Source organism: Bacillus sp. 37MA, assembly GCF_000372765.1.
Taxonomy (GTDB): domain Bacteria; phylum Bacillota; class Bacilli; order Bacillales; family Domibacillaceae; genus Domibacillus; species Domibacillus aminovorans.
Genome location: NZ_KB889752.1, coordinates 2,664,800 through 2,690,367 on the forward strand (window position 1 = coordinate 2,664,800; position 25,568 = coordinate 2,690,367).

Annotated in this window: 27 protein-coding genes; 1 reads left to right on the forward strand and 26 read right to left on the reverse strand. The window is 42.6% G+C overall.

Features of this window, described 5'->3' with window-relative positions; all coding sequences use genetic code 11:
- Positions 1-12: 12 nt before the first annotated feature.
- From A3M5_RS0114865 to hprK, 6 genes are all read right to left on the reverse strand, one after another.
- The gene (locus A3M5_RS0114865; RefSeq protein ID WP_018394570.1) at positions 13-927 is read right to left on the reverse strand and encodes a DUF4003 family protein; all 915 of its coding nucleotides are present in this window, start codon (positions 925-927) and stop codon (positions 13-15) included.
- Positions 928-1,018: 91 nt separating this feature from the next.
- Positions 1,019-1,513, reverse strand: coding sequence for an acyltransferase (locus A3M5_RS0114870; protein WP_018394571.1), 495 nt, complete (start codon positions 1,511-1,513; stop codon positions 1,019-1,021).
- Positions 1,510-2,166 carry a pyrophosphatase PpaX gene (gene ppaX, locus A3M5_RS0114875; protein WP_018394572.1) on the reverse strand — a complete coding sequence of 219 codons (657 nt, stop codon included), beginning with the start codon at positions 2,164-2,166 and terminating at the stop codon, positions 1,510-1,512. The genes A3M5_RS0114870 and ppaX overlap by 4 nt, the downstream gene beginning before the upstream one ends.
- Positions 2,163-3,107 (reverse strand): nucleoside recognition domain-containing protein, encoded by a 945-nt coding sequence (locus tag A3M5_RS0114880; RefSeq protein ID WP_026221748.1) that lies wholly within the window; start codon positions 3,105-3,107, stop codon positions 2,163-2,165. The genes ppaX and A3M5_RS0114880 overlap by 4 nt, the downstream gene beginning before the upstream one ends.
- The gene (lgt, locus tag A3M5_RS0114885; protein ID WP_018394574.1) at positions 3,101-3,928 is read right to left on the reverse strand and encodes a prolipoprotein diacylglyceryl transferase; all 828 of its coding nucleotides are present in this window, start codon (positions 3,926-3,928) and stop codon (positions 3,101-3,103) included. Before lgt ends, A3M5_RS0114880 begins: the two co-directional genes overlap by 7 nt.
- 11 nt (positions 3,929-3,939) lie before the next feature.
- Complete coding sequence (gene hprK / locus A3M5_RS0114890) at positions 3,940-4,878, reverse strand: HPr(Ser) kinase/phosphatase (protein WP_018394575.1); 939 nt, start codon at positions 4,876-4,878, stop codon at positions 3,940-3,942.
- Positions 4,879-5,011: 133 nt separating this feature from the next.
- On the opposite strand from hprK, the gene A3M5_RS0114895 reads away from it, so the two are divergent.
- Positions 5,012-5,542, forward strand: a complete 531-nt coding sequence (locus A3M5_RS0114895) for an N-acetylmuramoyl-L-alanine amidase family protein (RefSeq protein WP_018394576.1) — start codon at positions 5,012-5,014, stop codon at positions 5,540-5,542.
- Positions 5,543-5,645: 103 nt separating this feature from the next.
- On the opposite strand, the gene A3M5_RS0114900 is transcribed toward A3M5_RS0114895, so the two are convergent.
- The 20 genes from A3M5_RS0114900 to A3M5_RS0114995 all read right to left on the reverse strand — a co-directional run bounded on the left by A3M5_RS0114900 (position 5,646) and on the right by A3M5_RS0114995 (position 25,513).
- Positions 5,646-5,993, reverse strand: coding sequence for a phage holin family protein (locus tag A3M5_RS0114900; protein WP_018394577.1), 348 nt, complete (start codon positions 5,991-5,993; stop codon positions 5,646-5,648).
- A gap of 26 nt (positions 5,994-6,019) precedes the next feature.
- Positions 6,020-7,198 carry a DUF4097 family beta strand repeat-containing protein gene (locus A3M5_RS0114905; RefSeq protein WP_018394578.1) on the reverse strand — a complete coding sequence of 393 codons (1,179 nt, stop codon included), beginning with the start codon at positions 7,196-7,198 and terminating at the stop codon, positions 6,020-6,022.
- A 70-nt stretch (positions 7,199-7,268) separates the two neighbouring features.
- Positions 7,269-10,121, reverse strand: coding sequence for an excinuclease ABC subunit UvrA (uvrA, locus tag A3M5_RS0114910; protein ID WP_018394579.1), 2,853 nt, complete (start codon positions 10,119-10,121; stop codon positions 7,269-7,271).
- Positions 10,122-10,133: 12 nt separating this feature from the next.
- Complete coding sequence (gene uvrB, locus A3M5_RS0114915; protein ID WP_018394580.1) at positions 10,134-12,110, reverse strand: excinuclease ABC subunit UvrB; 1,977 nt, start codon at positions 12,108-12,110, stop codon at positions 10,134-10,136.
- Positions 12,111-12,270: 160 nt separating this feature from the next.
- Positions 12,271-12,507 carry a CsbA family protein gene (locus A3M5_RS0114920; RefSeq protein ID WP_018394581.1) on the reverse strand — a complete coding sequence of 79 codons (237 nt, stop codon included), beginning with the start codon at positions 12,505-12,507 and terminating at the stop codon, positions 12,271-12,273.
- A 64-nt stretch (positions 12,508-12,571) separates the two neighbouring features.
- Positions 12,572-13,210, reverse strand: coding sequence for a YfbR-like 5'-deoxynucleotidase (locus A3M5_RS0114925; protein WP_018394582.1), 639 nt, complete (start codon positions 13,208-13,210; stop codon positions 12,572-12,574).
- A gap of 135 nt (positions 13,211-13,345) precedes the next feature.
- Positions 13,346-14,539, reverse strand: coding sequence for a PDZ domain-containing protein (locus A3M5_RS0114930; RefSeq protein ID WP_018394583.1), 1,194 nt, complete (start codon positions 14,537-14,539; stop codon positions 13,346-13,348).
- 88 nt (positions 14,540-14,627) lie between these two features.
- A complete protein-coding gene (locus A3M5_RS0114935; protein WP_018394584.1) occupies positions 14,628-15,758 on the reverse strand; it encodes a trans-sulfuration enzyme family protein in 1,131 nt (376 codons plus the stop codon).
- 74 nt (positions 15,759-15,832) lie between these two features.
- Positions 15,833-16,375, reverse strand: coding sequence for a redoxin domain-containing protein (locus tag A3M5_RS0114940; protein WP_018394585.1), 543 nt, complete (start codon positions 16,373-16,375; stop codon positions 15,833-15,835).
- Entirely contained in the window at positions 16,372-16,941 is a 570-nt protein-coding gene (locus tag A3M5_RS0114945) for a hypothetical protein (protein WP_018394586.1), read from the reverse strand. Before A3M5_RS0114945 ends, A3M5_RS0114940 begins: the two co-directional genes overlap by 4 nt.
- A gap of 102 nt (positions 16,942-17,043) precedes the next feature.
- Positions 17,044-17,151, reverse strand: a complete 108-nt coding sequence (locus tag A3M5_RS24870) for a YjcZ family sporulation protein (protein WP_018394587.1) — start codon at positions 17,149-17,151, stop codon at positions 17,044-17,046.
- 89 nt (positions 17,152-17,240) lie between these two features.
- Positions 17,241-18,692 carry an FMN-binding glutamate synthase family protein gene (locus A3M5_RS0114955; protein ID WP_034299398.1) on the reverse strand — a complete coding sequence of 484 codons (1,452 nt, stop codon included), beginning with the start codon at positions 18,690-18,692 and terminating at the stop codon, positions 17,241-17,243.
- Between the two features lie 179 nt (positions 18,693-18,871).
- Positions 18,872-20,185, reverse strand: a complete 1,314-nt coding sequence (locus A3M5_RS0114960; RefSeq protein WP_018394589.1) for a murein hydrolase activator EnvC family protein — start codon at positions 20,183-20,185, stop codon at positions 18,872-18,874.
- A 35-nt stretch (positions 20,186-20,220) separates the two neighbouring features.
- A complete protein-coding gene (gene ftsX / locus A3M5_RS0114965; RefSeq protein WP_018394590.1) occupies positions 20,221-21,105 on the reverse strand; it encodes a permease-like cell division protein FtsX in 885 nt (294 codons plus the stop codon).
- Entirely contained in the window at positions 21,095-21,781 is a 687-nt protein-coding gene (gene ftsE, locus A3M5_RS0114970) for a cell division ATP-binding protein FtsE (RefSeq protein WP_018394591.1), read from the reverse strand. Before ftsE ends, ftsX begins: the two co-directional genes overlap by 11 nt.
- Before the next feature lie 170 nt (positions 21,782-21,951).
- On the reverse strand, positions 21,952-22,374 hold the full coding sequence (locus A3M5_RS0114975; protein WP_018394592.1) for an OsmC family protein: 423 nt from the start codon (positions 22,372-22,374) through the stop codon (positions 21,952-21,954).
- A 20-nt stretch (positions 22,375-22,394) separates the two neighbouring features.
- Complete coding sequence (locus A3M5_RS0114980; protein ID WP_018394593.1) at positions 22,395-23,141, reverse strand: amino acid ABC transporter ATP-binding protein; 747 nt, start codon at positions 23,139-23,141, stop codon at positions 22,395-22,397.
- Positions 23,142-23,157: 16 nt separating this feature from the next.
- On the reverse strand, positions 23,158-23,799 hold the full coding sequence (locus A3M5_RS0114985; RefSeq protein WP_018394594.1) for an amino acid ABC transporter permease: 642 nt from the start codon (positions 23,797-23,799) through the stop codon (positions 23,158-23,160).
- Between the two features lie 25 nt (positions 23,800-23,824).
- Positions 23,825-24,661, reverse strand: coding sequence for a transporter substrate-binding domain-containing protein (locus A3M5_RS0114990; protein WP_018394595.1), 837 nt, complete (start codon positions 24,659-24,661; stop codon positions 23,825-23,827).
- A 219-nt stretch (positions 24,662-24,880) separates the two neighbouring features.
- The gene (locus A3M5_RS0114995) at positions 24,881-25,513 is read right to left on the reverse strand and encodes a TetR/AcrR family transcriptional regulator (protein ID WP_018394596.1); all 633 of its coding nucleotides are present in this window, start codon (positions 25,511-25,513) and stop codon (positions 24,881-24,883) included.
- Positions 25,514-25,568: the final 55 nt, after the last annotated feature.

Consider the following 25,568-nt stretch of genomic DNA (forward strand, 5'->3'; position numbering starts at 1 on the left):
TTTTTCCCCGGTTTAACTGCCAGATGAAGATGATGCCGCGACAGTCCCTGCAGCAGCGGCTGCTATTGCTGCCTGCTGCGCCTGAATCATCGCTTGAACAGCTGCTGTAAGTCCCGCTGAAGAATCGATGTATGCTTGTGAAGCAAATATCGCCGCCACAGTGATCGCCATTTCCTTTGACCATTTGAATAATTTCATATTCATTAATTCCTGAGCAATTTGCACGGCTTCCTCTATTTTCCCTGAAAGCGCGATGATGCCAATTGCCGGATAATGCATCGTTTTCACCTTCAATCCGTGTATTTCCAGATCTTTTTTTGCACGAAGGACCGCTTCCGCCGACTGGTCGCGAAACATGCCATCCATCACAAGCATATTCGCCAAAAACTGAAGGTCATTCCCTTTCCAAAAACCTTTTTCATTCAAATAACGGTAATACATTTCAGATGAATCAACAAGTTCCACCACGCTTTCTGGCCGCTTTGCCATTATAACGGCCGCCGGATAATCTTCATACGAAGTCAAGAAACGGTGATATCGTTTCATTTCCTCAAAAATCTCTTTTATGCGTTCAGGTCTCGTCGAATCCTCTACCAAAAAAGCAGCAATGTACGTGTAGGCCGAAGATCGCAGGCCGGCTGATCGAAGTGTCTCATACGAAATAAGCAGCTTTTCCAACGATTCATTCGGGTCTCCCTCTTTTGTCATGAGAAGTCCTGTCATTGGAAAATGAATCGTTCTGAGTGGAGAAAAAACAGAACCTGTTTTTCTAACTTTATTCGATAAAGACGTGAACGTCTGTCCATCGATTTGTTCTTGCCTTGCGGCGAATTGGGCAGCCGTCAGTAAAACAAGACGTTTATCCATCCATTTCCCTGCCGTTTTGCGCAAGATGGACACATTTTCTTCTATCAATTTTCCATTCATACCGATCCCTCCCTTTTATTATTCCTTTTATTACGCTATACAGTCATCATAAGTTTCAAAAGCACACAATAAACATGTGAAAAAACCCGTTTCAACTTTTCGTTGAAACGGGTTTAATCACCATTGGATTCCCACCGGCAAACGCACCAGCTGGTACATCGCGATTCACAAGTGTCATCGCCGACACGATCGCCCCGTCGCCAATTTCGATACCAGGCAATACAGTGCAATTGGCACCAATCATCACATTGTCACCGATGACAACCGGCCCAATCCGGTATTCATCCGTTAAATATTCATGCGTGAGAATCGTCGTGTTATAGCCGATAATCGTATTATTGCCTATCACAATGTGCTCCGGAAACATAATATCTGGCACTACTTTATAAGCAAGTGCACTGCCTTCACCGATGTTCATCCTTAGCAACCGGCGGTACAATGTGTTTTTCAGACGGGCTGTCGGCGTAAAACGGCCGATTTCAATCACGACTGTGTTTTTAAACGTTTTCCAGAACGAAACGGTTTCGTATATATGGAACAGCGGATTTTTGTCGCCTTCCAGTCTGTACCGCTTCGTTCGTCTCATTTATTTTCTGCTCCAACTTTCAAAATATGAAGCAAGTCTGTCATTGATTCAAGCATAAAATTCGGGTTGTACTCGTTTAAGAAGTTGCGTCCTTTTAATGACCAGGCAACACCTGCCGTCATCGTACCCGCATTTTGACCGCCTTCAATATCGTGATAGTTGTCACCGACCATGATTGCTTCTTCCGGTTTTGATCCGAGTGCAGCTAGCGCTTTTTCAACGGGCTCTGGATGTGGTTTTGGGTTTTCTACATCATCAAGTCCAATGATCACATCAAAAAACGGATCAAGATGCGTTAGCTTTAAGCCTTTAATAATCGTATCGTGTATTTTCGTTGACACAATCGCCAGTTTGTAGTTGTTTTCATGAAGAATACGAATCGTTTCATATACACCTTGAAATTCCGTAACGAGTATATCGTGCTGAGCCAAGTTGAATTTTCGGTAGTGTGCGACCATTTCCATTGCCCGTTCTTTATCGATTTGTTCAAACGTGTCGATAAGCGGCGGACCCATAAACGGATAAACATCTTCTCGTTTGTACTGCCCTGGATAATAATGATTGAGCGTATGTAAAAACGACTCCACAATTAATTCATTTGTATTAATTAATGTCCCATCTAAATCAAACAAAAGCGTTGTAATATTTTTCATATATAAGTAGCTTCCTTTCTCCGCACATTTTCAGATCGCTCCCAAAGCCGGGCGATGATAAGCGTTAACATAACCGCCGTCACAATCCGGATGAAAAAGAGCGGCAGCACGGGAATCCCGAGCGGAATAAAAATAAGAGTATCTTCTATTACAGCATGGCAAGCGACAAGAAAAATAAACGCAATTGTTACATCTTTCCGGCTGACACCATCTTCTTCCACCGCTTGAATCATGACTGCTGACCCCATCGCAAGTCCAAACAACAAGCCTGATGCGAGTGTCATCGACGTATTCTCTTTCATGCCAAGAAAACGTGTAACAGGTGCCATTGCCCGTGAAAACGAATCAAGCCATTTTAAATCTTTTGCCATTTGTATCATGATCATCAACGGAATAACAATGATCGCCAGCTGTAAGACGCCGAAGCTTGCTTTCTCCACTCCAAGAAGAAAAATCGCACTCCATGTTTCAGGCTGACTTTCTACTGCTGGCACCATGCCATACTGAGCCAGTTCACTTCCGCCGTGCCAGATAAAGTTAATGACCACACCTGCCAGGAACGCGAGACCAAGACGAACGGCCAATACTATCCATATTTTTACACCGACTTTTAATGCCACCGTCGATTCAATAAATAAATTGTGTGAAAATGAAAGCATCATCGCTAATATAAAGACTTCTTTTACAGTTAAATCAAGCGATAAAATCGCACCAATAGCTGCATATAAGTTCAGCACATTGCCCAGAACGAGCGGAATGGCTGCATTGCCCGACAAACCAAAAATACCCATAATCGGGCTGATTAATTGAATAATCCACGGCAAAACCGGTGTAAATTGTAAAATTGTCACGATCAATGTAACAGAAAAAATGACTTTCCCGAGCGTCCATGTTGTCTTTAATCCCGTCATTAATCCTTTTATAATCGTTTGTTTCAAGATGCAATCTTCCCTTCATTCGATGGATCATTATAACGTGGAAGATTATATGTAAAGCGGCGGTAAATGAGCAGCGCTATTGCGAGTACAATTAACGAAAGCGAGAGCACTTGAGCAATACGTAAAAAGTCCGTCAACATTAAGCTGTCCGTCCGCAGTCCTTCAATGAACAAGCGGCCGATTGAATACCAGATGACATATGTTAAAAACAGTTCTCCGCGTTTCAAATTCACTTTTCGCAAAAGCAAGAGAAGCACAAAACCAATGATGTTCCAAACAGATTCATATAAAAAGGTCGGATGGTAGTAAGACCCGTCAATGTACATTTGATTCACAATAAATTCCGGCAAATGCATATTTTCAAGAAAACTTCTTGTCACTTCACCGCCATGTGCTTCCTGATTCATAAAGTTGCCCCACCGACCAATTGCTTGACCAAGAATAATCGACGGCGCCGCAATATCGACAATTTTCCAAAATGAAATATTTCGTTTTCGAGCAAAAATAATCGTCGTAATAACTGACCCGATAAGTGCCCCGTGAATGGCAATGCCGCCGTTCCAAATTTGAATGATGGCGCCCGGGTTTGCTGAATAGTATTCCCATTGAAATAAAACATAATAAAGCCGTGCTGATATAAGGGCAATGGGAATCGCCCATATTAACAAGTCAGCGAATGTGTCTTTCTGAAGGCCGAGTCGATCAGCTTCCTTTGATGCTAAATAAAAACCAAGCGCGATGCCGATACCGATAATAATGCCATACCAGTGTACTTGAATCGGACCGAGATCGAGCGCAATGGGATTTAACGGATACCCGTCCATCTTTTCACTCCTTAGTTTTCTTCATCAATGCCGGCCTCGCTAATAACGCCTGCCAGTTTGTCAGAAAATTCTTGTGCTGCATTGACACCCATTCGCTTCAAACGGAAGTTCATCGCGGCTACTTCAATGATAACGGCTAAATTTCGTCCAGGACGAACGGGCAATGTTAATTTCGTAATTTCAGAATCAATAATTTTCAACTTATCATCTTCAATACCTAGACGATCGTATTGCTTTTTCGGGTGCCACTGTTCAAGGTACACGTTGAGCGAAATGCGCTTATGCGAAAGAACAGCTCCCGCACCAAACAATGTCATCACATTAATAATACCAAGACCGCGAATTTCCAACAAATGCTCAATCAGTTCCGGAGATTGGCCAATCAATGTATCAATGTCTTCCTGACGAATCTCCACACAATCATCCGCAATAAGACGGTGTCCCCGTTTTATAAGTTCAAGTGCTGTCTCACTTTTCCCGACGCCGCTCTGGCCGGTAATAAGTACTCCAATACCATAAATATCAACGAGTACACCATGAACGGCTGTTGTCGGTGCGAGCATCGACTCCAAATAATTCGTCAATTGACTAGTAAACTTTGTCGTCGTCATTTTGGTACGCATCACTGGAACAGAAAACATTTCAGATGCTTCAATCAATTCAATCGGTACGCTTAAATTACGGGAGATAATAATGGCCGGGGTTTCATAATCACATAACTTATCCATTCGTTCCTTTTTTTCTTCCGAGCTAAGCCGCTGAAAAAAAGACAGTTCAGTCATGCCGATCAGCTGAATACGATCCGCTGGATAATAATCAAAAAAACCAGCGATCTCTAAACCCGGACGTGACAGGTCACTCATTTTTATTGGACGGTGAAGACCCTCTTCTCCGCTCACTAATTCTAGATTAAACTTTTCTAATATATCCACTGTACGCACTTTTACCATTTGGTGGTTCCCCTCCTTCTTCACACAAAACGAATTGTTATTATTGTATCATGTTTTTAAGAAAATCGATTCTTTCCGTTTCGATTTTCGCGATTTCACTGTATATAGACGGTGAAAGGGGGATGGATTGAAGATGAAAATAGCCATCGATGCAGGACATGGATGGAATACGCCAGGCAAGAGGACACCAGACGGAATGCGTGAATATGAATTTAACCGGGAAACAGCACTACTTTTGCGAGAAAACATAAATGCGGACACTTTATTTGTGCATCACGACAGCTATGATATTCCACTTGCCAAACGGGTACAAAAAGCAAATGAAGCAAGAGCCGATCTGTATGTTTCTATCCATGCGAATGCGTACGGTGAAGGATGGACGAGCGCTCACGGCATCGAAACATATGTGTACACATCTCGTCCTGCTGCTGCACTGAAAATTGCACAGTCTGTTCAACACGAGCTCGTAGCCGCTACAGGCAGACGGGATCGAGGTGTCAAAGCATCTAATTTTTACGTATTACGTAAAACAAACATGCCCGCGATTTTAATTGAAGCCGGCTTTATGACCAACCGGGAAGAAGCTGCATTGTTAAAAACCAGTCAGTATCGGCAAACATGTGCCCGGGCGATCGCAGACGGAATTAAGCGCGTTTTTTGTTAAGTACTGCTCCGATTTCCTGGTGTGTTACTCAGTTTCTCAGCGCGTTACTCAGTTTGATCAAGAACACGCAAATAAAAACAGGAAGCCCGGGGGCTTCCTGTTTTTATTTTTTTCGTAAAATGGTCATCTGCAGGACGATATTGACGAAAGCCATGGCAATCGCAATGATGATCGCAAGACCGAAGCTTTCAATTTCAAATGCATAGCCCATAATACCATCTGTCATTAATAAGGTTACTGCGTTAATAATGAACAAGAAAAGCCCAAGCGTCAGCATCGTAATCGGCAGTGTCAAAATAATGAGAAACGGGCGAACAAGCAAGTTCAAAATAGATAGAACAAGACTTGCGATGACCGCAGATAAAAAACTGTCTACATACAAGCCCGGAAAATATCCAGAAAGCGCCACGAATAGTACAGCATTAATGAGCACACTAATGAGCCAGCCCATGCAGAAAACTCCCTTAGTTCTTAAAATTAAATACCTTCGCCAAATGAATCATCCGGGTTAGCCGGCGGTGGCGTTTGATGAAGCGAAGATGCCCGCAGTGTGACGGAACCTGTTTTTGTTTCCGCGTCAATCACAAGCTGGCGCCCATCAGACAGGTTGTCACTTTCGAACTTCAGTGACTTTTGAATACGTTCATCTTTCTCCGTCACATTCGCCATTCCAGTTTCCGGAAGTTGCAGGCGGCCAGCTGTGGTGCGAATCTCGCCTTTTACTGACAACTCCTGTGGAACATACAATTCAATATTGCCTGTCATTGATTCCGCTTTGACGGCTTCTGCCAGGTCCGATTTCGTATCATACAAAATGTTTCCGTTAAATGATTTCAAATCGGCAAAGCGGAATGTACCGACTATATGGATTGCCCCATTAAATGAGTTCAACTCGGCACGTTCGCCATCGCAGTCCACAATACGAATCGGGCCATTGCCTGTTTCCGCTTCAAGCGTCTTAATTTTCCCGTTTTTCAGTTCAATTTTGCCATTCGCCGCGCGCACTTCAAGCTTTTCAGTATCAATGTCACGCATATCGAATGCACCATTAAACAATTTCACCGAAATGTCATCTAACGCTGTCAATGGAACGTACAACGTCACATCTGTTTTCATTAGTTTTAAGCCGACAGAAAACGATAATTTATCTTCACGCGCATAAAAAGTGCTGTTTTTCAAAAACGACTCGTGTGCTTCTTCTTCTGTGCTGGCACCGTATACTTTCACACGGCACTCTGCTTTCACACCAGGTCCTTCCCATGTACGAATCGTAACAGCCCCATTTGCCGTTTCAATTTTCAGGCGGCTCGGTGTGACATCTGTTTCATGAAACACGTGTGTAAACTCGGTACCTTTGCCAATGAACGGTAATTCAACGTCTTTAATACGCTGCATCGCTGTTTGCATAAACTCAAACAATTTATCTTTTGACTGATGAATCGTATCTGTATTTGGACGCTGTGCGGTAATTTTTTGGCCGATTTTCTCTAACTCATCAAAAAATCCACCGATTCCTTTTGAGCTTTCAGTTGATTTTGATGATGCACCTGTTGCTGTATTGCTTTTTTCCAGTGCTTCAATCAATTTTACTGCTTCATCCGCCGAAACAATGCCTGATTCCAACATTTTCAAAATACGAATCTTTTCTTCACTCATAAATTGTGAAACCTCCATTGTATTTGTCTATTACTACCACATACGTAAGCACCGATTGAAAAGTTTCACTTTATTTTGAATGTACAGCCATCCGTTCCCGGTCACGTTCTAAAATTTTCTTCAGATAGTAGCCAGTATGCGATTCTTTTGTATCAGCAATTTCTTCTGGTGAACCGGACGCCACAATGGTTCCTCCTTTATCGCCGCCTTCAGGACCAAGATCGACTACGTAGTCAGCTGCTTTAATGACGTCGAGATTGTGCTCGATGACGAGAACCGTATCACCGTTTTCAACGAGCCGCTGCAATACATCCAGAAGCCTTGCAATGTCGTCTGTATGAAGGCCGGTGGTGGGCTCGTCCAGAATATAAAAAGAGCGTCCATTTGAACGGCGGTGCAGTTCTGATGCTAGTTTTACACGCTGTGCTTCCCCACCGGAAAGAGTCGTGGCCGGCTGACCAAGCGTTATGTAGCCTAATCCAACATCTACAATCGTCTGTAGCTTTCGACTAATTTTCGGGATGTTTTCAAAATAGAGGAGTGCATCGTCGACAGTCATTTCAAGCACATCTGAAATATTTTTTCCTTTGTATTTTACTTCAAGTGTTTCCCGGTTATACCGCTTGCCATGACATATTTCACATGGCACGTATACATCAGGCAAAAAATGCATTTCAATCTTGATAATCCCATCGCCGCGGCACGCTTCACAGCGCCCACCTTTTACATTAAAACTGAAGCGGCCTTTTTTATAGCCGCGCACTTTTGCTTCATTTGTCTGCGCAAATACATCCCGAATATCATCAAATACACCGGTATACGTTGCCGGATTAGATCGCGGTGTCCGGCCGATTGGCGACTGATCAATGTCAATTACTTTTTCAAGCTGATCGATGCCCTTCACTTCTTTATGTACACCAGGCCGGCTTTTTGCTCTATTCAGTTGTTGCGCAAGTGATTTGTACAAAATTTCATTGATGAGTGTACTTTTCCCTGATCCGGACACTCCGGTCACTGCTGTAAACAAGCCAAGCGGAAATTTCGCTTTGACATTTTTCAAATTATTTTCTTTCGCACCAGTCACTTCAATCCAGCGCCCATCCGGTTTGCGGCGCTCGTCCGGAAGCGGAATAAATTTGTCACCGGATAAATATCGTCCAGTTAGTGACTTGTCGTTTTTCATTACTTCTTCCGGTGTACCGGCTGCAATTACTTCACCGCCATGAACACCTGCACCAGGACCAATGTCAATTAAATAATCAGCGGCCATCATCGTATCTTCATCATGCTCCACGACAATCAGTGTGTTGCCGATGTCACGCATGTTTTGCATCGTACGAATTAAGCGGTCATTATCGCGCTGATGGAGGCCAATTGATGGCTCATCGAGAATGTATAACACACCTGTTAAGCGCGAACCAATTTGTGTCGCTAATCGGATGCGCTGTGCTTCACCGCCTGATAACGTACCCGCAGCACGGCTTAATGTTAAATAATCAAGCCCCACATCAATTAAAAAGCCGAGCCTTTCACCAATTTCCCGTAAAACAAGCCGTGCAATTTGCATTTCTTTCTCTGTTAATTCGATGTCTTTAAAAAAGTCTGCTGTTTCTTGAATGGAAAAATCGGTCACCTGTGAAATCGTTAATCCAGTAATCTTCACAGCTAGGCTTTCTCTTTTTAGACGGTGCCCTTTACATGTCGGACATTTTGACTCGCCCATGTATTTCTCCATTTGATCGCGTATATAATCAGAACTTGTTTCTTTATACCGGCGTTCAATATTGTGTAATACACCTTCAAATTCAATCTGATTGTCTCGAATCTGTCCGAAATCATTTTCATAACGGAAACGGATTTTATCTTTTCCGGAACCGTTTAACAGCTTGTCTAATTGATCGTCAGGCAACTCTGTCACCGGCGTATCCATATTAATATCGTAATGTAGACACACTGCTTTTAATAGCTGCGGATAATACTGCGAACTAACTGGTTCCCATGGAGCGATGGCATTTTCATTAAGCGACAGCTCCCGATTCGGTATAACGAGATCAACATCAACTTTTTTCTTCATACCAAGGCCATCACATGACGGACACGCACCGTACGGACTATTAAATGAGAACATGCGCGGTTCAAGTTCACCAACTGAAAAACCACAGTGCGGGCAGGCATGATGTTCACTGAACAGCAATTCTTCTTTTTCCATAACATCAATAATAACGTTGCCTTCACCGAGACGAAGCGCCGTTTCAAGTGAATCAGCTAGACGCGCCTCTATCCCTTCTTTAATGACAATCCGATCAATAATGACTTCAATCGAATGCTTTTTATTTTTCTCAAGCTCAATCTCTTCCTCAAGATCACGCATGTCCCCGTTAACGCGGACACGTACGTATCCTTGCCGTTTCACGTCTTCAAATACTTTAGCATGCGTCCCTTTTCGTCCGGAAATAACCGGTGCCAGCACTTGTATTTTCGTCCGGTCTTCAAGTTCCATCAGGCGATCAACCATCTGTCCGATCGTCTGTGATGAAATTTCAATATCATGAATGGGACAAACTGGACGGCCGACCCTTGCATACAATAGACGCAAGTAATCATATATTTCTGTTACCGTCCCGACGGTAGAGCGCGGGTTGCGGCTCGTTGTCTTCTGATCAATCGAAATCGCCGGTGATAATCCTTCAATTGAATCAACATCCGGCTTATCCATCTGTCCTAAAAACTGACGAGCATAGGCAGACAGAGACTCAACATAGCGTCGCTGTCCTTCTGCATAAATCGTATCAAATGCAAGTGATGATTTCCCCGATCCAGATAGTCCTGTCAATACGACAAGCTGGTCTCGTGGAATCGTTATATCAATGTTTTTCAAATTATGGGCACGTGCCCCTTTTACCGATATATGATCAATAGCCATGAAAACTCACCTCTATTCTGATTTCAGTTCAAACAATGCATCGCGAAGATCAGCAGCTCGTTCGAAATCAAGCGCTTTAGCTGCTTGTTTCATTTCCGTTTCAAGACTGATAATCAGCTTATTACGCTCTTTTGCTGTCATTTTCTTCCCAGTTGTTTTCGATGTATACGTTCCACCATCTTCCGCTACTTGTGTCACACGGATCCCATCGCGAATACCTTTTTGAATCGTCGTCGGTGTCACACCATGCTTCACATTATATGCTTCTTGAATTTCACGGCGGCGTTTCGTTTCATTTATTGCTTTTGTCATTGAATCCGTGATTTTGTCGGCATACATAATAACATGCCCTTCTGAGTTACGAGCAGCACGACCCATCGTTTGAATAAGCGACCGCTCTGAACGAAGGAATCCTTCTTTATCTGCATCCAAAATGGTCACGAGTGACACTTCCGGAATATCAAGTCCTTCTCTTAACAAGTTAATGCCGACAAGTACATCATATTTTCCAAGACGCAAATCGCGAATAATTTCAATTCGCTCAAGCGTTTTAACTTCCGAATGTAAATATTGTACTTTCACACCGACTTCTTTTAAATAATCGGTTAAATCTTCGGACATTTTTTTCGTCAATGTTGTGACAAGCACACGTTCATTTTTCGCCACGCGGTCATTAATTTCGCCGAGTAAATCATCAATCTGTCCTTCAATCGGTCGAATTTCAATAGTTGGATCAAGCAGTCCAGTCGGTCTAATAATTTGCTCGGTCATGTTTGGTGTTTTTTCGAGTTCATACGGACCCGGCGTTGCCGATACGTATACAACTTGATGATTGCGATCTTCAAATTCAGTAAATGTCAGCGGCCGGTTGTCTTTCGCAGAGGGCAGGCGGAAACCGTGATCAACAAGCACCTGCTTCCGTGCCTGATCACCATTAAACATGCCGCGCACTTGAGGCAATGTCACGTGCGATTCATCGATGACCATTAAAAAGTCATCGGGAAAATAGTCAAGCAACGTATACGGTGTTGAACCAGGCGGACGAAGCGTTAAATGACGCGAGTAGTTTTCAATGCCCGAGCAAAAACCCATTTCGCGCATCATTTCGAGGTCGTAGCGCGTCCGCTGTTCAAGCCGTTGCGCTTCGAGCAATTTTTCTTCTGCACGCAGCTCTGTTAACCGTTCTTCCAGCTCTTCCTCAATACTCTCGATCGCCTTGTTCAGTTTTTCTTCACGGGTAACGAAGTGAGACGCCGGGAAAATGAATACATGATCACGGTCGCCGAGAATTTCACCGGTAAGCGGATCCACTTCTCTTATTCGGTCAATTTCATCACCAAAAAATTCAATACGGATGCAATAGTTATCGTGGGATGCTCGTAAAATTTCGACCACATCGCCACGTACACGGAACGTCCCGCGCTTAAAATCAATATCATTTCTTTCATATTGGATATCAACAAACCGTCTCAGCATTTCATTGCGGCCGATTTCCATACCTTTTCGCAGTGAAATACCCAATTCACTGTATTCTTCAGGAGAACCGAGTCCGTAAATGCACGAGACGGACGCGATAATGATAACATCCTTACGTTCAAATAAAGACGACGTTGCGGAATGGCGCATTTCATTGATTTCGTCGTTCACAGTTGCATCTTTTTCAATAAACGTATCGGTATGCGGCATATACGCTTCTGGCTGATAATAGTCATAAAAACTAACAAAATATTCAACTGCGTTATCTGGAAAAAACTCTTTAAACTCGCTGTATAGCTGGCCAGCAAGTGTTTTATTATGTGCAATAACGAGTGTCGGCTTCTTTACTTCTTTAATAACATTAGAAATGGTGAAGGTTTTTCCCGTACCCGTCGCGCCAAGCAGCGTTTGATGTTTTTTCCCGCTCTCAATTCCGGCAACGAGTTCAGCAATCGCTGCCGGTTGATCGCCTTCCGGTTTATATTTTGATACTAATTTAAATTCCTGCTCCAACGTACAGGTCCCCCTTTAATTCCTTTAGCATTCTCGTTTATTTATAATTCCCATTTTAACATGAACGAAACAAAAAATGCCAGCGGAAAGCGCACACTAGTTCGGATCGAGCGCTATTGCTCATTTCTTAATAAAAAAAACACCAAAAAATTTTTCGGTGTCAGTTTAATTTTAATTTCAACTGCTTCATCATCCGGTTGGACAGCCATAAACCAGCTGTCAGCGAAGCAGCATCAATAATAATGAGTTCCCACGTATGGGTATATCCTTTATAGGCAGATGCAGCAATAAGCGCGACCGTTAGCACAAGACCAACAAACTGGTTGTATGTCACGCGTGAAAACAAGACCACAAGCAAGGCAGGCATCAACAACGCCAAGATCATCTTATCGACCATCTGCGTCCTCCTAAAATTGTTTTCTTTTATCATAGCTCATTTATTAGTAAGTGAAAAGAATAGATTACTCATGACGGTGAATAATGCGCTCCGTTAAATCACGCAATTCACTATGCGGCATAAACTTCTCCGCAAGCATGTCTGGCATGATATGTTCAACGAAATATTTTACACAATGCAGCTCTTTGAATTTTAATATCGTATTTAACGCTTCTTCATAAATTTCAAAAAAGAGCGGATCCGGGTTGCGCTTTAAAATTTCACCGTATGCTTCGTAAAGCAAATCTACTTTATCGGCAACGGATAAAATACGCCCTTCAAGCGATCCATCTTTTCCTTCTTTCAATCGTCTCAAATATGCTTCATGAAATTCTTTTGGAAATTCCTCTTCAATAAATTTACGTGACATCTGTTCTTCTACCTGTGAAAACAATTCCTTCAATTCAACAGTCGCATATTTGACCGGTGTTTTAATATCCCCTGTAAACAGCTCTGCATAATCGTGATTAAGCGCCTTTTCATAAAGTGACCGCCAATTGACTTTCTCACCGGCCAGCTCCTCTACCGTACCTAAAAATTGCGCGATTTTCGTCACTTTAAAGGAGTGCGCAGCAACTGTATGCGTCTGAAATTTAAATTTCCCTGGCAGTCGGTACAAATGTTCAAGATCTGACAAACTTTTAAAATATGTATGTACACCCATGTTGTTTGCTCCTTTTCCGCATATTATGCCTATTGTACCGGCAAATGTACACAAAAAAAAGAAAATCTGCTCTGTTTGACTAAAAACGGACGCATTTCATTTTTTGACACAAAAAACGCCCTGCAATGAGGGCGTCTAATCAGTAAATATAGAGTCATCCATATATTCTTTTTCTTCAGGCGCAAAAATTAAGCCGAGTTCATGATGGTCATTTGTATAAATGGATCCTTGTACGAAACGAAGCTGGTCATTCGTCCCAATCACCTCAAGTTTGCAGTACGCCGCATTTTTTTGGAGTGCTTTGTAAAATTCAGGTTCACTGCTAACCTGTACATCGTTTACTTTCGTTACGATTTCACCAATATCAAGTCTCATTTTCCGTGCAGGTGATGCGGGAAGAACGCCAGCAATAATGACTCCTTTCGATTGCTTCGTGAAAAAGTAAGAACGGTGTTTTTCATAATTGTAATGACGGAGCATAATCGCTAGGCGAGCAAGTGCCGCAAACAAAACGGCGACCGCAGACAACTGCCAGATCCAGTAAGATAAGATCGCGATGAATAGCGTGAATACACCGGCTATGATGACACTTTTCCCAGTCGATTTAACAGCAAGTGATGGCAATGTACTTCTTACTGTCATCGAAAATCCGATCAAAAACGGAAATAAAACGAAACTATAAGAGACAGCACCTGTATCAATAACCGGCCACCAGTCCGCGAACGAAGTGAGTGGTCTACTCGATGGAACTGGTAAAAAGACCGGAACGAGCCAAAGCCGGCGTGCAAGATGCACAGCCGTTTTTAAGCCGCGTTTACTCGTTTCAATACGCGGTGATGTGCCTTGATGACCTCGCTTGCGGATCAGCACGCCTTCTGCTATGACGAGAAGTGCGGTAACAATCGAAAGCACGGACAAAATCGCGTTTAAATTCAGATTGTCATACGGAATAAACGGGTAGTCAAACCAGTCCGATAAAACGAATATGCCGTAAGCGGCCCCCATCGTCCACGCTGGTGACAGAAGAAAAAAGCCTCCGATGCTGAAGATAATTAAAACCGCTGCTATAAAGTTGAGCAGTCCCGATGGCAATGCCAGTCCGGCGGCTATCGTGATCACAGATAACACAGTACCGATCGCAAGGCTCGATGGCAAAATAAACCGGATTTCCTGATAAATATCATAGATGCGCGTGCTGAAATCTTTTCGTTCACGTGTTACGCGAAACATCCCGACGATAAACGCAAGAATGAATGAGAAATAAAAAATAGGATGAATAAATAATTTTAACGCAGCAGAAGCCAATTGTAAGAGCCAGTCTAAAGCCATAAGTGTCCCTCCAAAACGTTGCACACAATTCTTTCCTTTATTGTAACAGAAAGTTTGGGCGAGCGTTAACTGTCAAGACACTTTTTCGTCAAGCGCCAGCCAATGCGTTCTCAAGCTGGCCGATAATATCAGCTGCTTCTTCAATTCCGATCGAGATACGAACCGTCTTTTCTGATACACCGACTGTCTGCTTTTCTTCCGGTGACAAAGCGCGATGGGACGTACCGAACGGCCATGACACTGTCGTTTCGACACCCGCAAGTGATGGAACGAGCTGAATCCAGCCGAGTGAACGGAAAAAGCCTGATTCATCGGCATCATCCGCAAGATGAATGGTAACAATCGCGCCATTTCCTTTGTCAGATACGGTCGTTGGATAAAACACTTTTTTTACTTTTGGCTGTGAGGCCAGCCAATCTGCGGCTTTTTGTGCATTCGCTGATTGTCTCTCCATCCGGAGGCCGAGTGTTTTCGCTCCACGGCACGCAAGCCATGATTCGAATGGGCTTAAATTTAAACCGATGTTCACAATGCGGCTGCGGGCAGATTCGACGTATTCTTCTTTTCCGCATAACACGCCGGCGGATACATCGCTATGTCCACCAATGTATTTCGTCGCTGAATGAACAACAATATCTGCACCAAGCGCATACGGCTGGACGAGATAAGGCGTTGCAAACGTATTATCAACAATCAAAACAAGATTATGTTTTTTCGCGACAGCCGTCATTGCTTCCAAATTTTCAACACGCAAAAACGGATTAGTGACCGATTCTGTATATAAAATAACGGTTTCCGGACGAATCGCCGCTTCAATCGCCTGTTCATCTTCAAAATCAACGAATGAAGTCTCAATCCCCATGCGGGCCAGTTCTTCTTTTAACATATAAAAGGTTCCGCCGTATACATCGTGCGCTGCGACGAGATGGTCACCACTTTTCGCCACCGCAAGCACGGCAGCCATAATAGCACCGAGACCAGAAGATGCAGCCACCCCGGCAGGCGCTCCTTCAAGACGTGCTGTAACATTTGCCAGTTCATCCGCATTCGGGTTGCCGACACGCGTGTATAAATAAGGTGAATCTCCACTATAATAGCCTTCCATCTCTTCTAAACTATCGAATGAAAACACCGATGTTTGATAAATAGGCGTTACTTTACTCCGAATGGATGTCGGCAATTTTTTGCCATGTATGGCTTTCGTATTAAATGAGTCCAAATTCCTCACTCCTTTTCCCTTATTTATTATATTCCCGAATTTGCACAAAAACAAATCCGTCTATTATAGACGGATTACTCTTTCATTAATTCTTTCATCATCGGTTCATCCATCGGACCGATAATTTTTTGGTAGACGGTGCCGTCTTCGTTTAACACGTACGTTGTCGGAATCGTATACACTTCAAATGTTTCCGATACCTTTCCGTCTTCATCCATTAAAATCGGAAACGTTAATCCGTACTGATCGACGAATTCACTAATTTTCTTGCTGCTTTCTTCTAAATTAATCGCGAGTATTTCGATGTTTTCCGGCTTCTCATCATAATAAGACTGCATATGCGGCATTTCCGCTTTACATGGTGGACACCATGTTGCCCAGAAATTTAAAAACACTTTTTTTCCTTCATAGTCAGACAGCTTTACTTCTTTGCCATCCAGCGTTTTCACGGTGAAATCAGGTACTTTTTCGCCTTGCGCAATACCTGTTGCGTCGTCATTAACGGCCATCCCGGTGTTTTCAATTTCCGTGACATCTTTCCGGTCGCTGTACAAATTAAACCCAGCAATCCCAATTAAGAAGGCCAGCAAGAGGACACCAAACCATTTTTTGTTCATGTTTTCTTCCTCCAAATAATAAAATAGGCTGTGACGATTATGTATACGAGTGATTCCATCCCAATAAGACGGCCTTCTGCTGATAAAAAGAGCAGCTGCCAAAATAAGAGCAATGTGAGTGCGCGCTCTAGTCCTTCTTTCGCCACAAAGAAAAAGAGAATGCTTCCTGCTGCTTGTATGAAGATCCAAACTGTCCACGTACCTAGCAATGCGGACGAAGCGAGCGGATACAAGACGATGATTGAAGCCCACGCTCCCGCCATTTTAAAAGACGGCATTTTTTTGATATAAGCATATAAAAGCGCGACAGCAAGTCCCAGCCAGAATCCGTATGTGCCTCCGTTAAAATAGAGAATAGATATCGGTGCTTGTAAGACGAGCGGGAATTGAAAAAGAATGATGCTGAATTTCCAGACGATCACGAATAAAAAAGCGGTATTACCAAAGCGGTCCGCGAACGATTTTCCGTATTGAATACGCACGTATAGCCAAGCGCCAAACAAGGCAATGATAGCAGCTAGCTGTTGAACAGGCATTGTCACATTAGCAATTTGAATAAATTCCATATCGTCTCCTTCTACTATATTATCATATGATCTATTTATGATCATTTCATATATTTATGGATAAAAAATAAAAAAAGCCGCTTGTCTAGCGGCCTTCATGTATTAGCTTCCCCAGCCAATGTACGCTGCGCCGACGATAATAAGCAAGATGAACAGAACAACAATCAATGCGTAGCCACCGCCGAAATTATTTTCTTTATGTCCACTCATGCCAATCCACCTCCCCGCTCCCTACTCTTACAGAATATGCAGGAGGTGAATCCTCGGCAGGGCGGCCGGCCTATCCGATCGCCAACCCCTTATTTTAACTTTATTTTCCCAAATACTACATTTCTCTTACTGTCTGTCTTCACAAGAGATTTGTCTGTCTTCACAAGTGACTTGTCTGTCTTCTCAAAAGGTTCAAATGAAAATGGAATGCCAACCATTTGTGCGGTCAATTGATCATAAGATACTAAATCTTTTTTTGACAGCTCTTTTAAAGATCGTTTTCCCATTGCCCTTAATGCAGTTTCTATTTCTTCCGTACATGATGTTAAAAATTTTTCTGCTGATTTTGCTCCTTCTTCAAGCTTAAATTGGTTCCTATATTTCCCGTGATTCCAAACAACTTGTGTAGGCGGTTCAAATGGCAGTGCATTCAATGCTTGACCATGTGAGACGTTAAATAACATAACAGATCCTAAATAAACAGCATCGGCACCGAGTGCGAGAACTTTTAAAAAGTGTCCAGGAGTAAACATCCCGCCTGAGATAATTAAACTAACTTGATCTCTCATTTTTCTCTTTTCAAGATGATTAACAGCCCGGACAACCGCATGCAATGTCGGTATGCCAAAGTCATCAGATAAAATGGGCGGTGCCCCCATTGTGGCCCCTTGTCCCCCATCAATCGCAATGTAATCAACACCCATGCTTAATACATGATCAATATCTTCTTCGATTTTACCACCGGCTCCCATTTTCACACCAATGGGTACACCGCCTGATAGGTTCCGCAGTTTTTCAACAAGTCCTTTCAAATCTTCTAATGTTTGATTTTCATAAAAATTTTCAAAAATAACGGCATCCTCATTTTCCTTAAGGCCCATCACGTCACGCGCACGACCTGTTAAATTTTTAGGCGAGATCTTTCCGCCCATCCCAGATAACGCACCCTGTCCTAATTTAATTTCAATCATATCCGCCCGCTTAATAACGTCCTCTTCTTTTGCCCATTTTGTTTTCGAAAACTGTAAAATAAACTTATCTGCTGTGTCTAACTCTTCTGGTAACACGCCCCCTTCACCAGAATTAATAGCTGTTCCTACATTTGTAGCTGCTTTAGCCAAAGCAAGCCTCACTTCTTCACTAAGTGCGATCCCATAAGCCATCCCGCTGATCATAAACGGAACTTTTATTTCCATTGGTTTTTTTGCTTTTGGACCAATCGTTACTTTCGTGTCTACATCTTCTTCACCATCTATTGGAAACGGTGTTGTCTGTGCGGGGATAAAGGTAATCGGATCAAAATGCGGCCATTTTTTCGAAGAGCCCATTGGACGATGGAGGAGATCTCCTGTTTCTGAACGCAAGCTGTTTTCAAGTACATTTTGAATGCCCATATGCCGCAGGCCTGGCATTAATTCCATAATATTTTCTTGATAGCTGTCTGTTAAAACAATTTTCCCCATTTTTTTAACCATTCGTTTGGCTATCCAACGCCAACCAAAAAGCATGAATATAAAAAGGATAAATAATATGGCAATCATCGCGAAAGCTACATAATTTAAGACGTTCAACCGATTCACCTCTCCACTATTTCATAAAATTAAACAAACAGTTCACGATTCTCATTGTTCCCCCAAAAGAAGAAATTTATGTTATACGATGTGGTTACATACAAAAAGGGTTGTCTCAATTATTTCTTTTGAGACAACCCCTTAAACATTTACAAACTAATATATTGAGCTGGATCGACGGCGTTTTCTTTGCCAAGTGTCCATGGGCCTTTATGAATTTCAAAGTGAAGATGCTGACCGAATGACTGGCCGGTGTTCCCCATGTAGCCAATGGTCTGGCCTTTTTGAACGCTGCCGCCCTGCACAATACGTTCTGACATATGAGCATAAACAGTCGTGTATATTTGACCGTTTATAGAATGAGAAATAAAGATCGCATTTCCGTATGTATCTGAGTAATACGAGCGGCTAACTACACCGTCTGCCGCTGCTACAATCGGGACACTCGCGCTGTTGGCGATGTCGACACCTTTGTGGTCGCCAAGGTCGCGTGTGCCGAATCCGGATGTAAAGGTTCCCTGTGCCGGGCGCATAAACATGCCGCCGGAATCAGTCGGTGTGACGGTTGAACGGGCGGTCTCTGCTGTAGAAGCTGCTGGCGTTTGAGCGGCTTCTTTGTGTGCAGCTGCTCTTTGTGTTGCTTCTTTTTGTGCTCGTTGTTTCGCTTCTGTAGCAAGACGATTTTGTTCAGCAATTCGCACTTGTTCTACTCTAATCGCTTCTTGAATCGACGCTTCCTGTGATTCAAGCAATGACTGTTCTTCTTCAAGACTCAGCTTTGTATGATGCGCTTCATGCTCATCCGCCACAAGCCCTTTCATCACGTTGTTTTTCGCTGTACGTTTTTTAATAAGCTGTGCATTCATCGCTTCAAGTTCTTTTAGCATCGTTTCTAAATTTGCGAGCTGCTCTTTTACTTTTTGCTCGTTTTCTTCAAGCTGTTTTTTATCTTTCTCTTGCTCTTCTAAAATATCTTTATCCGCGTTTACCAGTGTCGTTACAGCAGTAGCACGGTTGATGAAATCACTGAAGCTTTCTGCACCAAGTAAGACATCTATGTAACTGGCAGAACCGCCGCTTTGCTGAATAGAGCGCGCACGATCTTCCAGTACGACTGTCCGCTCGGCAATACGGATTTTCAACTCTTTAATTTCAGCTCGAAGGCGTTCGATTTCAGCTTTCGTTTTTGTTATCTCTGTTTCTTTCGCGCGAATTTTCGATTCTGTTTCAGATATCGTTTGATCCAGTTTACGAATTTCTACTGTTATTTGATCTTGCTGCTGCTGAAGTTCTGAAATTTGTTGTTCTTTCTCATTAATATTGCTTTCTAACCCAGATTTTTGCGACTGAATCTCCTGCTTGCGTTGTTCAAGGTCAGAAAGTTTCGCAGCAGATGCCTCCCCTGTGAGGCTGAATCCAAGCGACGCCGCAATCACAAGCGTCATATAAGAACGTCTTTTCAACTTCTTTTCCCCTCTCGTTCCTGTATCTACTATTCTCATACATTTAAAAATCGTCTAACTGAAATGAAGCTGCCCCATATGCCAATAAAAATGGCAATGATTATTAGCAAACCCGTTACCGGCAGTACGAGCGGCAAGTAGCCGATGAATTCAATAAAATGAGCTGATAGACGGGCAGTAAGGGCCTGTTCTGCATAATAATAACCTACGGAAATAGCTCCAATTGGAATAAGCGAACCGAGCAGACCAATCCATAACCCTTCTAGTAAAAATGGCCAGCGAATAAATCCGTTCGTTGCGCCAACAAGTTTCATAATTTCAATCTCTTTCCGGCGGGCAAAAATCGTTATTTTAATTGTATTTGAAATTAAAAACATTGCTGTGAACAGCAGCCCGGCTACGAGTACAACTCCTATGTTACGGGCTGTTTTCATAAAGCTGAACAAATTCTCCACTTTTTCTTCACCGTAAACGGCTGTTTCTGTGTATTCAAACTGTTCTATTTTCCGCGCAGCATTCGGTGTATCTTGAGGCCGCACTGTTTTCACAATGAATACGTCGTAAAGCGGGTTACTCTGTTCAAATAAAGAAAAATCATTACCCATGTCTTTAATCATGTTTTGCAGTTCTTCTTCTTTAGAAGAATAGTCGACACTTTCTACTTCTGGTAGAGATTCTATTTGCATTCTGAGCTGCTCTTTATCCTTTTCTTCAGCGAGCAGTTTAATATGAACGCGCACTTCCACATCATTTTCAATGTCTGTTGCGACTTTGTTTAAATTCAGCATGATGACAAGGAAAACGCCGGTCAAAAGCAATGTAACGGTCACGGCTGATACCGCTGCGAATGTCATCCAGCCGTTACGCCGTAAATTTTTAAAACTTTCTCTGAAATGACGACGGAATGTTCTAGGCTTCATAGCCGTAATCACCCCGCTGTTCATCCCGAGCAATCCGTCCATTTTCTATCGCAATCACGCGCCGGCGAATTGTGTTGACAATTTCCTTATTATGCGTGGCCATCACGATCGTCGTGCCGCGTTCATTAATTGTTTCAAACAAGCGCATAATGTCCCACGATGTATCCGGATCAAGATTCCCTGTCGGTTCATCGGCAATAACCACTTTCGGATTGTTCACGATCGACCGTGCTATCGCGATGCGCTGCTGTTCTCCACCCGATAATTCAGTCGGCAGCATGCGCGCTTTATGTTTCAATCCGACAAGATCAAGCACTTCCATTACCTGTTTGTAAATGACCGCTGGCTCTACTTCAATGACTTCAAGTGCAAACGCCACATTTTCATACACATTTAATAGCGGCAACAGTTTGAAATCTTGAAAGACAACGCCGACTTGACGGCGCAATGTTGGAATGGAACGCTGTCTAAGTGCAACTATACTAATACCGCCAACAATGACATTGCCTTCTGACGGCTTTTCTTCACGATAAATTAATTTAATAAACGTCGATTTCCCGGCACCGCTCGGACCGACGATATAAACAAACTCGCCTTGTTTAATTGTGACATCAACGCCCGAGAGCGCCGTGACCCCGTTCGGATATTTTTTTGTCACACCTTGCATTTCGATCATTGAATCACCTTGTTTCTTTATTTAGCCGACACAATTACCCTGTTTTCGACTCCCAAAACATTATAGCATCCTTTCATTTGTCACAATGAAAAGAATATGTTACAGATTCATTTCACGCTGTAACACAATTCTCTTTATTTCAACAAAAAAAAACGCCCGGATGGACGTTTTTAAATGGGTTCTTCTTCAATGTCGTTTAACACCAATTTAAAGGTGATATCTGCCTTTAGAGAAGCAGAAACAGCACAGTATTTTTCTTTTCCAAGTTTAATGGCCCGCCATACTTTTTTCGGTGTTATATCTCCCTTTACGTGAAACGTCACCGCCGCGCCGGTAAACGCAGTCGGTAGCTCTTCTTTTCTTGTTCCATCTACTTCGATTTCAATGCTGTCAATTGCTTCAAGGTGAGGTTTTAGAATCATTGTCACATCAATTCCAATGCACCCTGCCAACGAAGCAAGCAGCATTTCAGTCGGTGTATTTCCTTTTCCCTCACCGCCATAAACCGGTGTCGCGTCCATATTCATCTCATATCCCGAAGGACCGGAAGCTGAAAAAGATCGTCCACCATTCCAAATGGCTTTTACTTGCATGTGGATCACCTCTCTCTTTATTAATTGTCCATGACTTGATGTAAAAATTTCTTCGCCCGCTCGCTTTGCGGAGAAGAAAAGAATTGGGCTGGAGCGGCATCTTCCACAATACGTCCGTCCGCCATAAACAAAATTCGATCTGCGACTTCCCGTGCAAATTTCATTTCATGTGTGACGATCATCATCGTCATTCCCTCATTGGCAAGTTCACGCATAACGGACAGCACTTCGCCGACTAACTCTGGATCGAGAGCCGACGTAGGTTCATCAAACAACATAATGGCCGGTTCCATCGCAAGAGCTCTCGCAATCGCGACACGTTGCTGCTGACCTCCTGACAGACGGGATGGATATACATTTCGCTTATCCATCAATCCAACACGCTTAAGAAGTGTCTCTCCTTTTTGAACGGCCTTCTCTTTCGGGGTTTTTTTGACCGTAATGAGTGCTTCAATTACATTGTCGATTACTGTTTTATGTGGATATAAATTAAACTGCTGAAAAACCATCCCTGTCTGCAACCGAATCGCTTGTACATTTTTTTGGCGTGTTTTTTTAGAAGCTGCTGCATCGACCATAGTACCATTTACATCCATTCTTCCAGAGCTGATTTCCTCCAAACCATTAATACAGCGTAAAAGGGTACTTTTCCCCGAACCACTTGGACCGAGTACCGCTACAATTTCACGATTAGCGACTTCCATATTAATCTCTTTTAACACTTCATTATCTTGAAAGTGTTTAGATATTCCATACATTTTAATCATTCCATCACCACCGTTATTAATAAATGGATAATCGCTTCTCCACTTTATTCAATATCATCGAAAACGCTGTACTCATAATCCAATACATAACCGCAATTGCTAAATAAAATGGCATATACACATAATATTGAGCAACTAAAAGCTGAGCGGACCGTAAAAGCTCCGTTACAGTAATGACGGATACGAGTGACGTTTCTTTCAGCATACCGATAAATGTGTTTCCAAGAGGCGGGATCGCTACACGCACCGCCTGTGGCAAAATAATTCGCTTCATCGCCTGCCACTCCGTCATCCCTGTTGCTATGGCTGCTTCTGTCTGGCCTTTTGGAATGGCTTGAATCGCTCCACGGAATGTTTCTGATACATACGCGCCTATGTTTATACTAAGGGCGATATAAGCAGCCGTTAATGGGCCGAGTGTAATGCCGTAATCAACAAGCCCATAATAAACGATGACAATTTGAACGAGGGGCGGCGTTCCACGAATAATCGATACGTATACCCGTGCGATTCCTTGAAAGAAGCGATTGCCTTTAAGCCGGGCAATCGCTGTAATAATGCCAATAATTAAGCCAAAAAACATAGACACAACGGTAATTAATAACGTGTAATACGCACCTTTCAACAAAAAGGGCAGGTTTTCGATAATCAGTTCCATAGTGAATTCCTTCCCACTTCAAAAATTAGTTAGATGGCTCTTCCCCAAACCATTTTTTGAAGATTTCGTTGTACGTTCCATCTTCTTTCATTTCAGCCAACGCTTGATCAAGTGCTTCTAAAAAGCTTTCGTTTCCTTTACGGATCGCAACACCCGCTTCGTCCGACTTCACTGCTTCACCCACTGCTTTAATGTCAAATCCATTAATTTCAACGATTGGTTTAAGAGCGTAAATATTGTTAATCGTTGCATCAATACGACCTGCATCAAGGTCTTTTAATGACGTCACGACATCATCATACGTTTTAATATTGAATTCTCCTACTTTTGGAAGAAGCTCCGTACGTAAAAACGTTTCATCGTTTGTACCGAGACCAACACCAATATTTTTACCAACAAAATCTTCTACACCTTTAATCGAATCATTTCCTTTAGACACAATGACTTTCACTTCATTTTTAATGTATGGTGCTGTAAAATCCATTTGTTCTTTGCGCTCTTCAGTAATCGTCATCTGACTGACAACAACGTCAAATTTCTTTGATTGTAGGCCAGGGATAATGCCCGAAAACTCCTGTGCGACAAACTCTGCTTCTACACCGAGACGCTTTGCCAGTTCTTTAGCGATATCTGCATCAAACCCGTCCATTTCTTTGTCTTCACTCAAAAAGTTGTATGGAGGATATGTACCCATTACCCCCACTTTCATAACACCTTCATCTTTAATTGTTTGAAGTAAATCTTTTTCTGCTTGCTCCCCGCCATCTGATGACTCATTTCCACCCGAACTACACGCACTTAATACAAGCGCAAAAACCGTTACAAGTAAAAATACAGTAAAGAATGAAGATTGTTTTTTCATTTCTTTTCTCTCCTTTTTTTAATGAATTTAGCCAGAAGTCCCTTTCCTCAACCAAATGTATGTGGGAAATGAACGGCTTTTTCTTTGATCACTAGGTATTCCCAATTATTCAGATGTCGTAAACGTCTGATATTTTTGAAACTTACCTGTTTATAGTTTTTCGAAGGATTGGTGATGTAGTTTCCTTTAGGGTTTAAGTGATGGGTAGTTGACTAGTATTTAAATACCCAATAAACCAAAAAACTCAAAACGGACTATTTCTGAAGCCAGTTCCTTCGCTGTCATTTCTTGAATCGCTGCACTGCTTTCTTGATTATTAAAAAGCCATCGCGCAATAATGCCTTCTACTAGACTCATTAATAAAGCAGCTTGAAGAGCTGGATCTTTTGCCGCCGGAAGGATACCTAGTTCAATGGCACGTTGGATATTTTTAGAAAAAGATCGTTCAATGTCAAAACGCGTTTGATCAATCATCTTTTGAAGTATCCGTTCGGACCGGATTCCCCGAAAGAGCAGCTCCATGAAATAACGATTATTCTCCGCAAAGAAAAATAATTGTTCAAATAGTTCCTTTGATGCCTGAACGGAATCCTGAACAGTACCGGAATTTGATCGATACCCTTTTGATATAACAGATAAAATTTGTTCTCGTCCTGTTTGAATCATTTCCATTGCAATCGCTTCTTTGCTTTTAAAATGCCAGTAGAACGTACCTTGTGAAACGCCTGCTGCAGCGACAATGTCAGAAATTTTCGTTTTATGATACCCTTGCTGCGCAAACATTTGCAGCGCAATGGTTAAAAGTTGCTCCTTTCGATCAATCGTTGAGGAATCCTGTTGCTCGTTTTCCATAGTTTGAGTTCACCCCCCTTAACTGACTCATCAGTTAATTAAATCCTATTGGAAA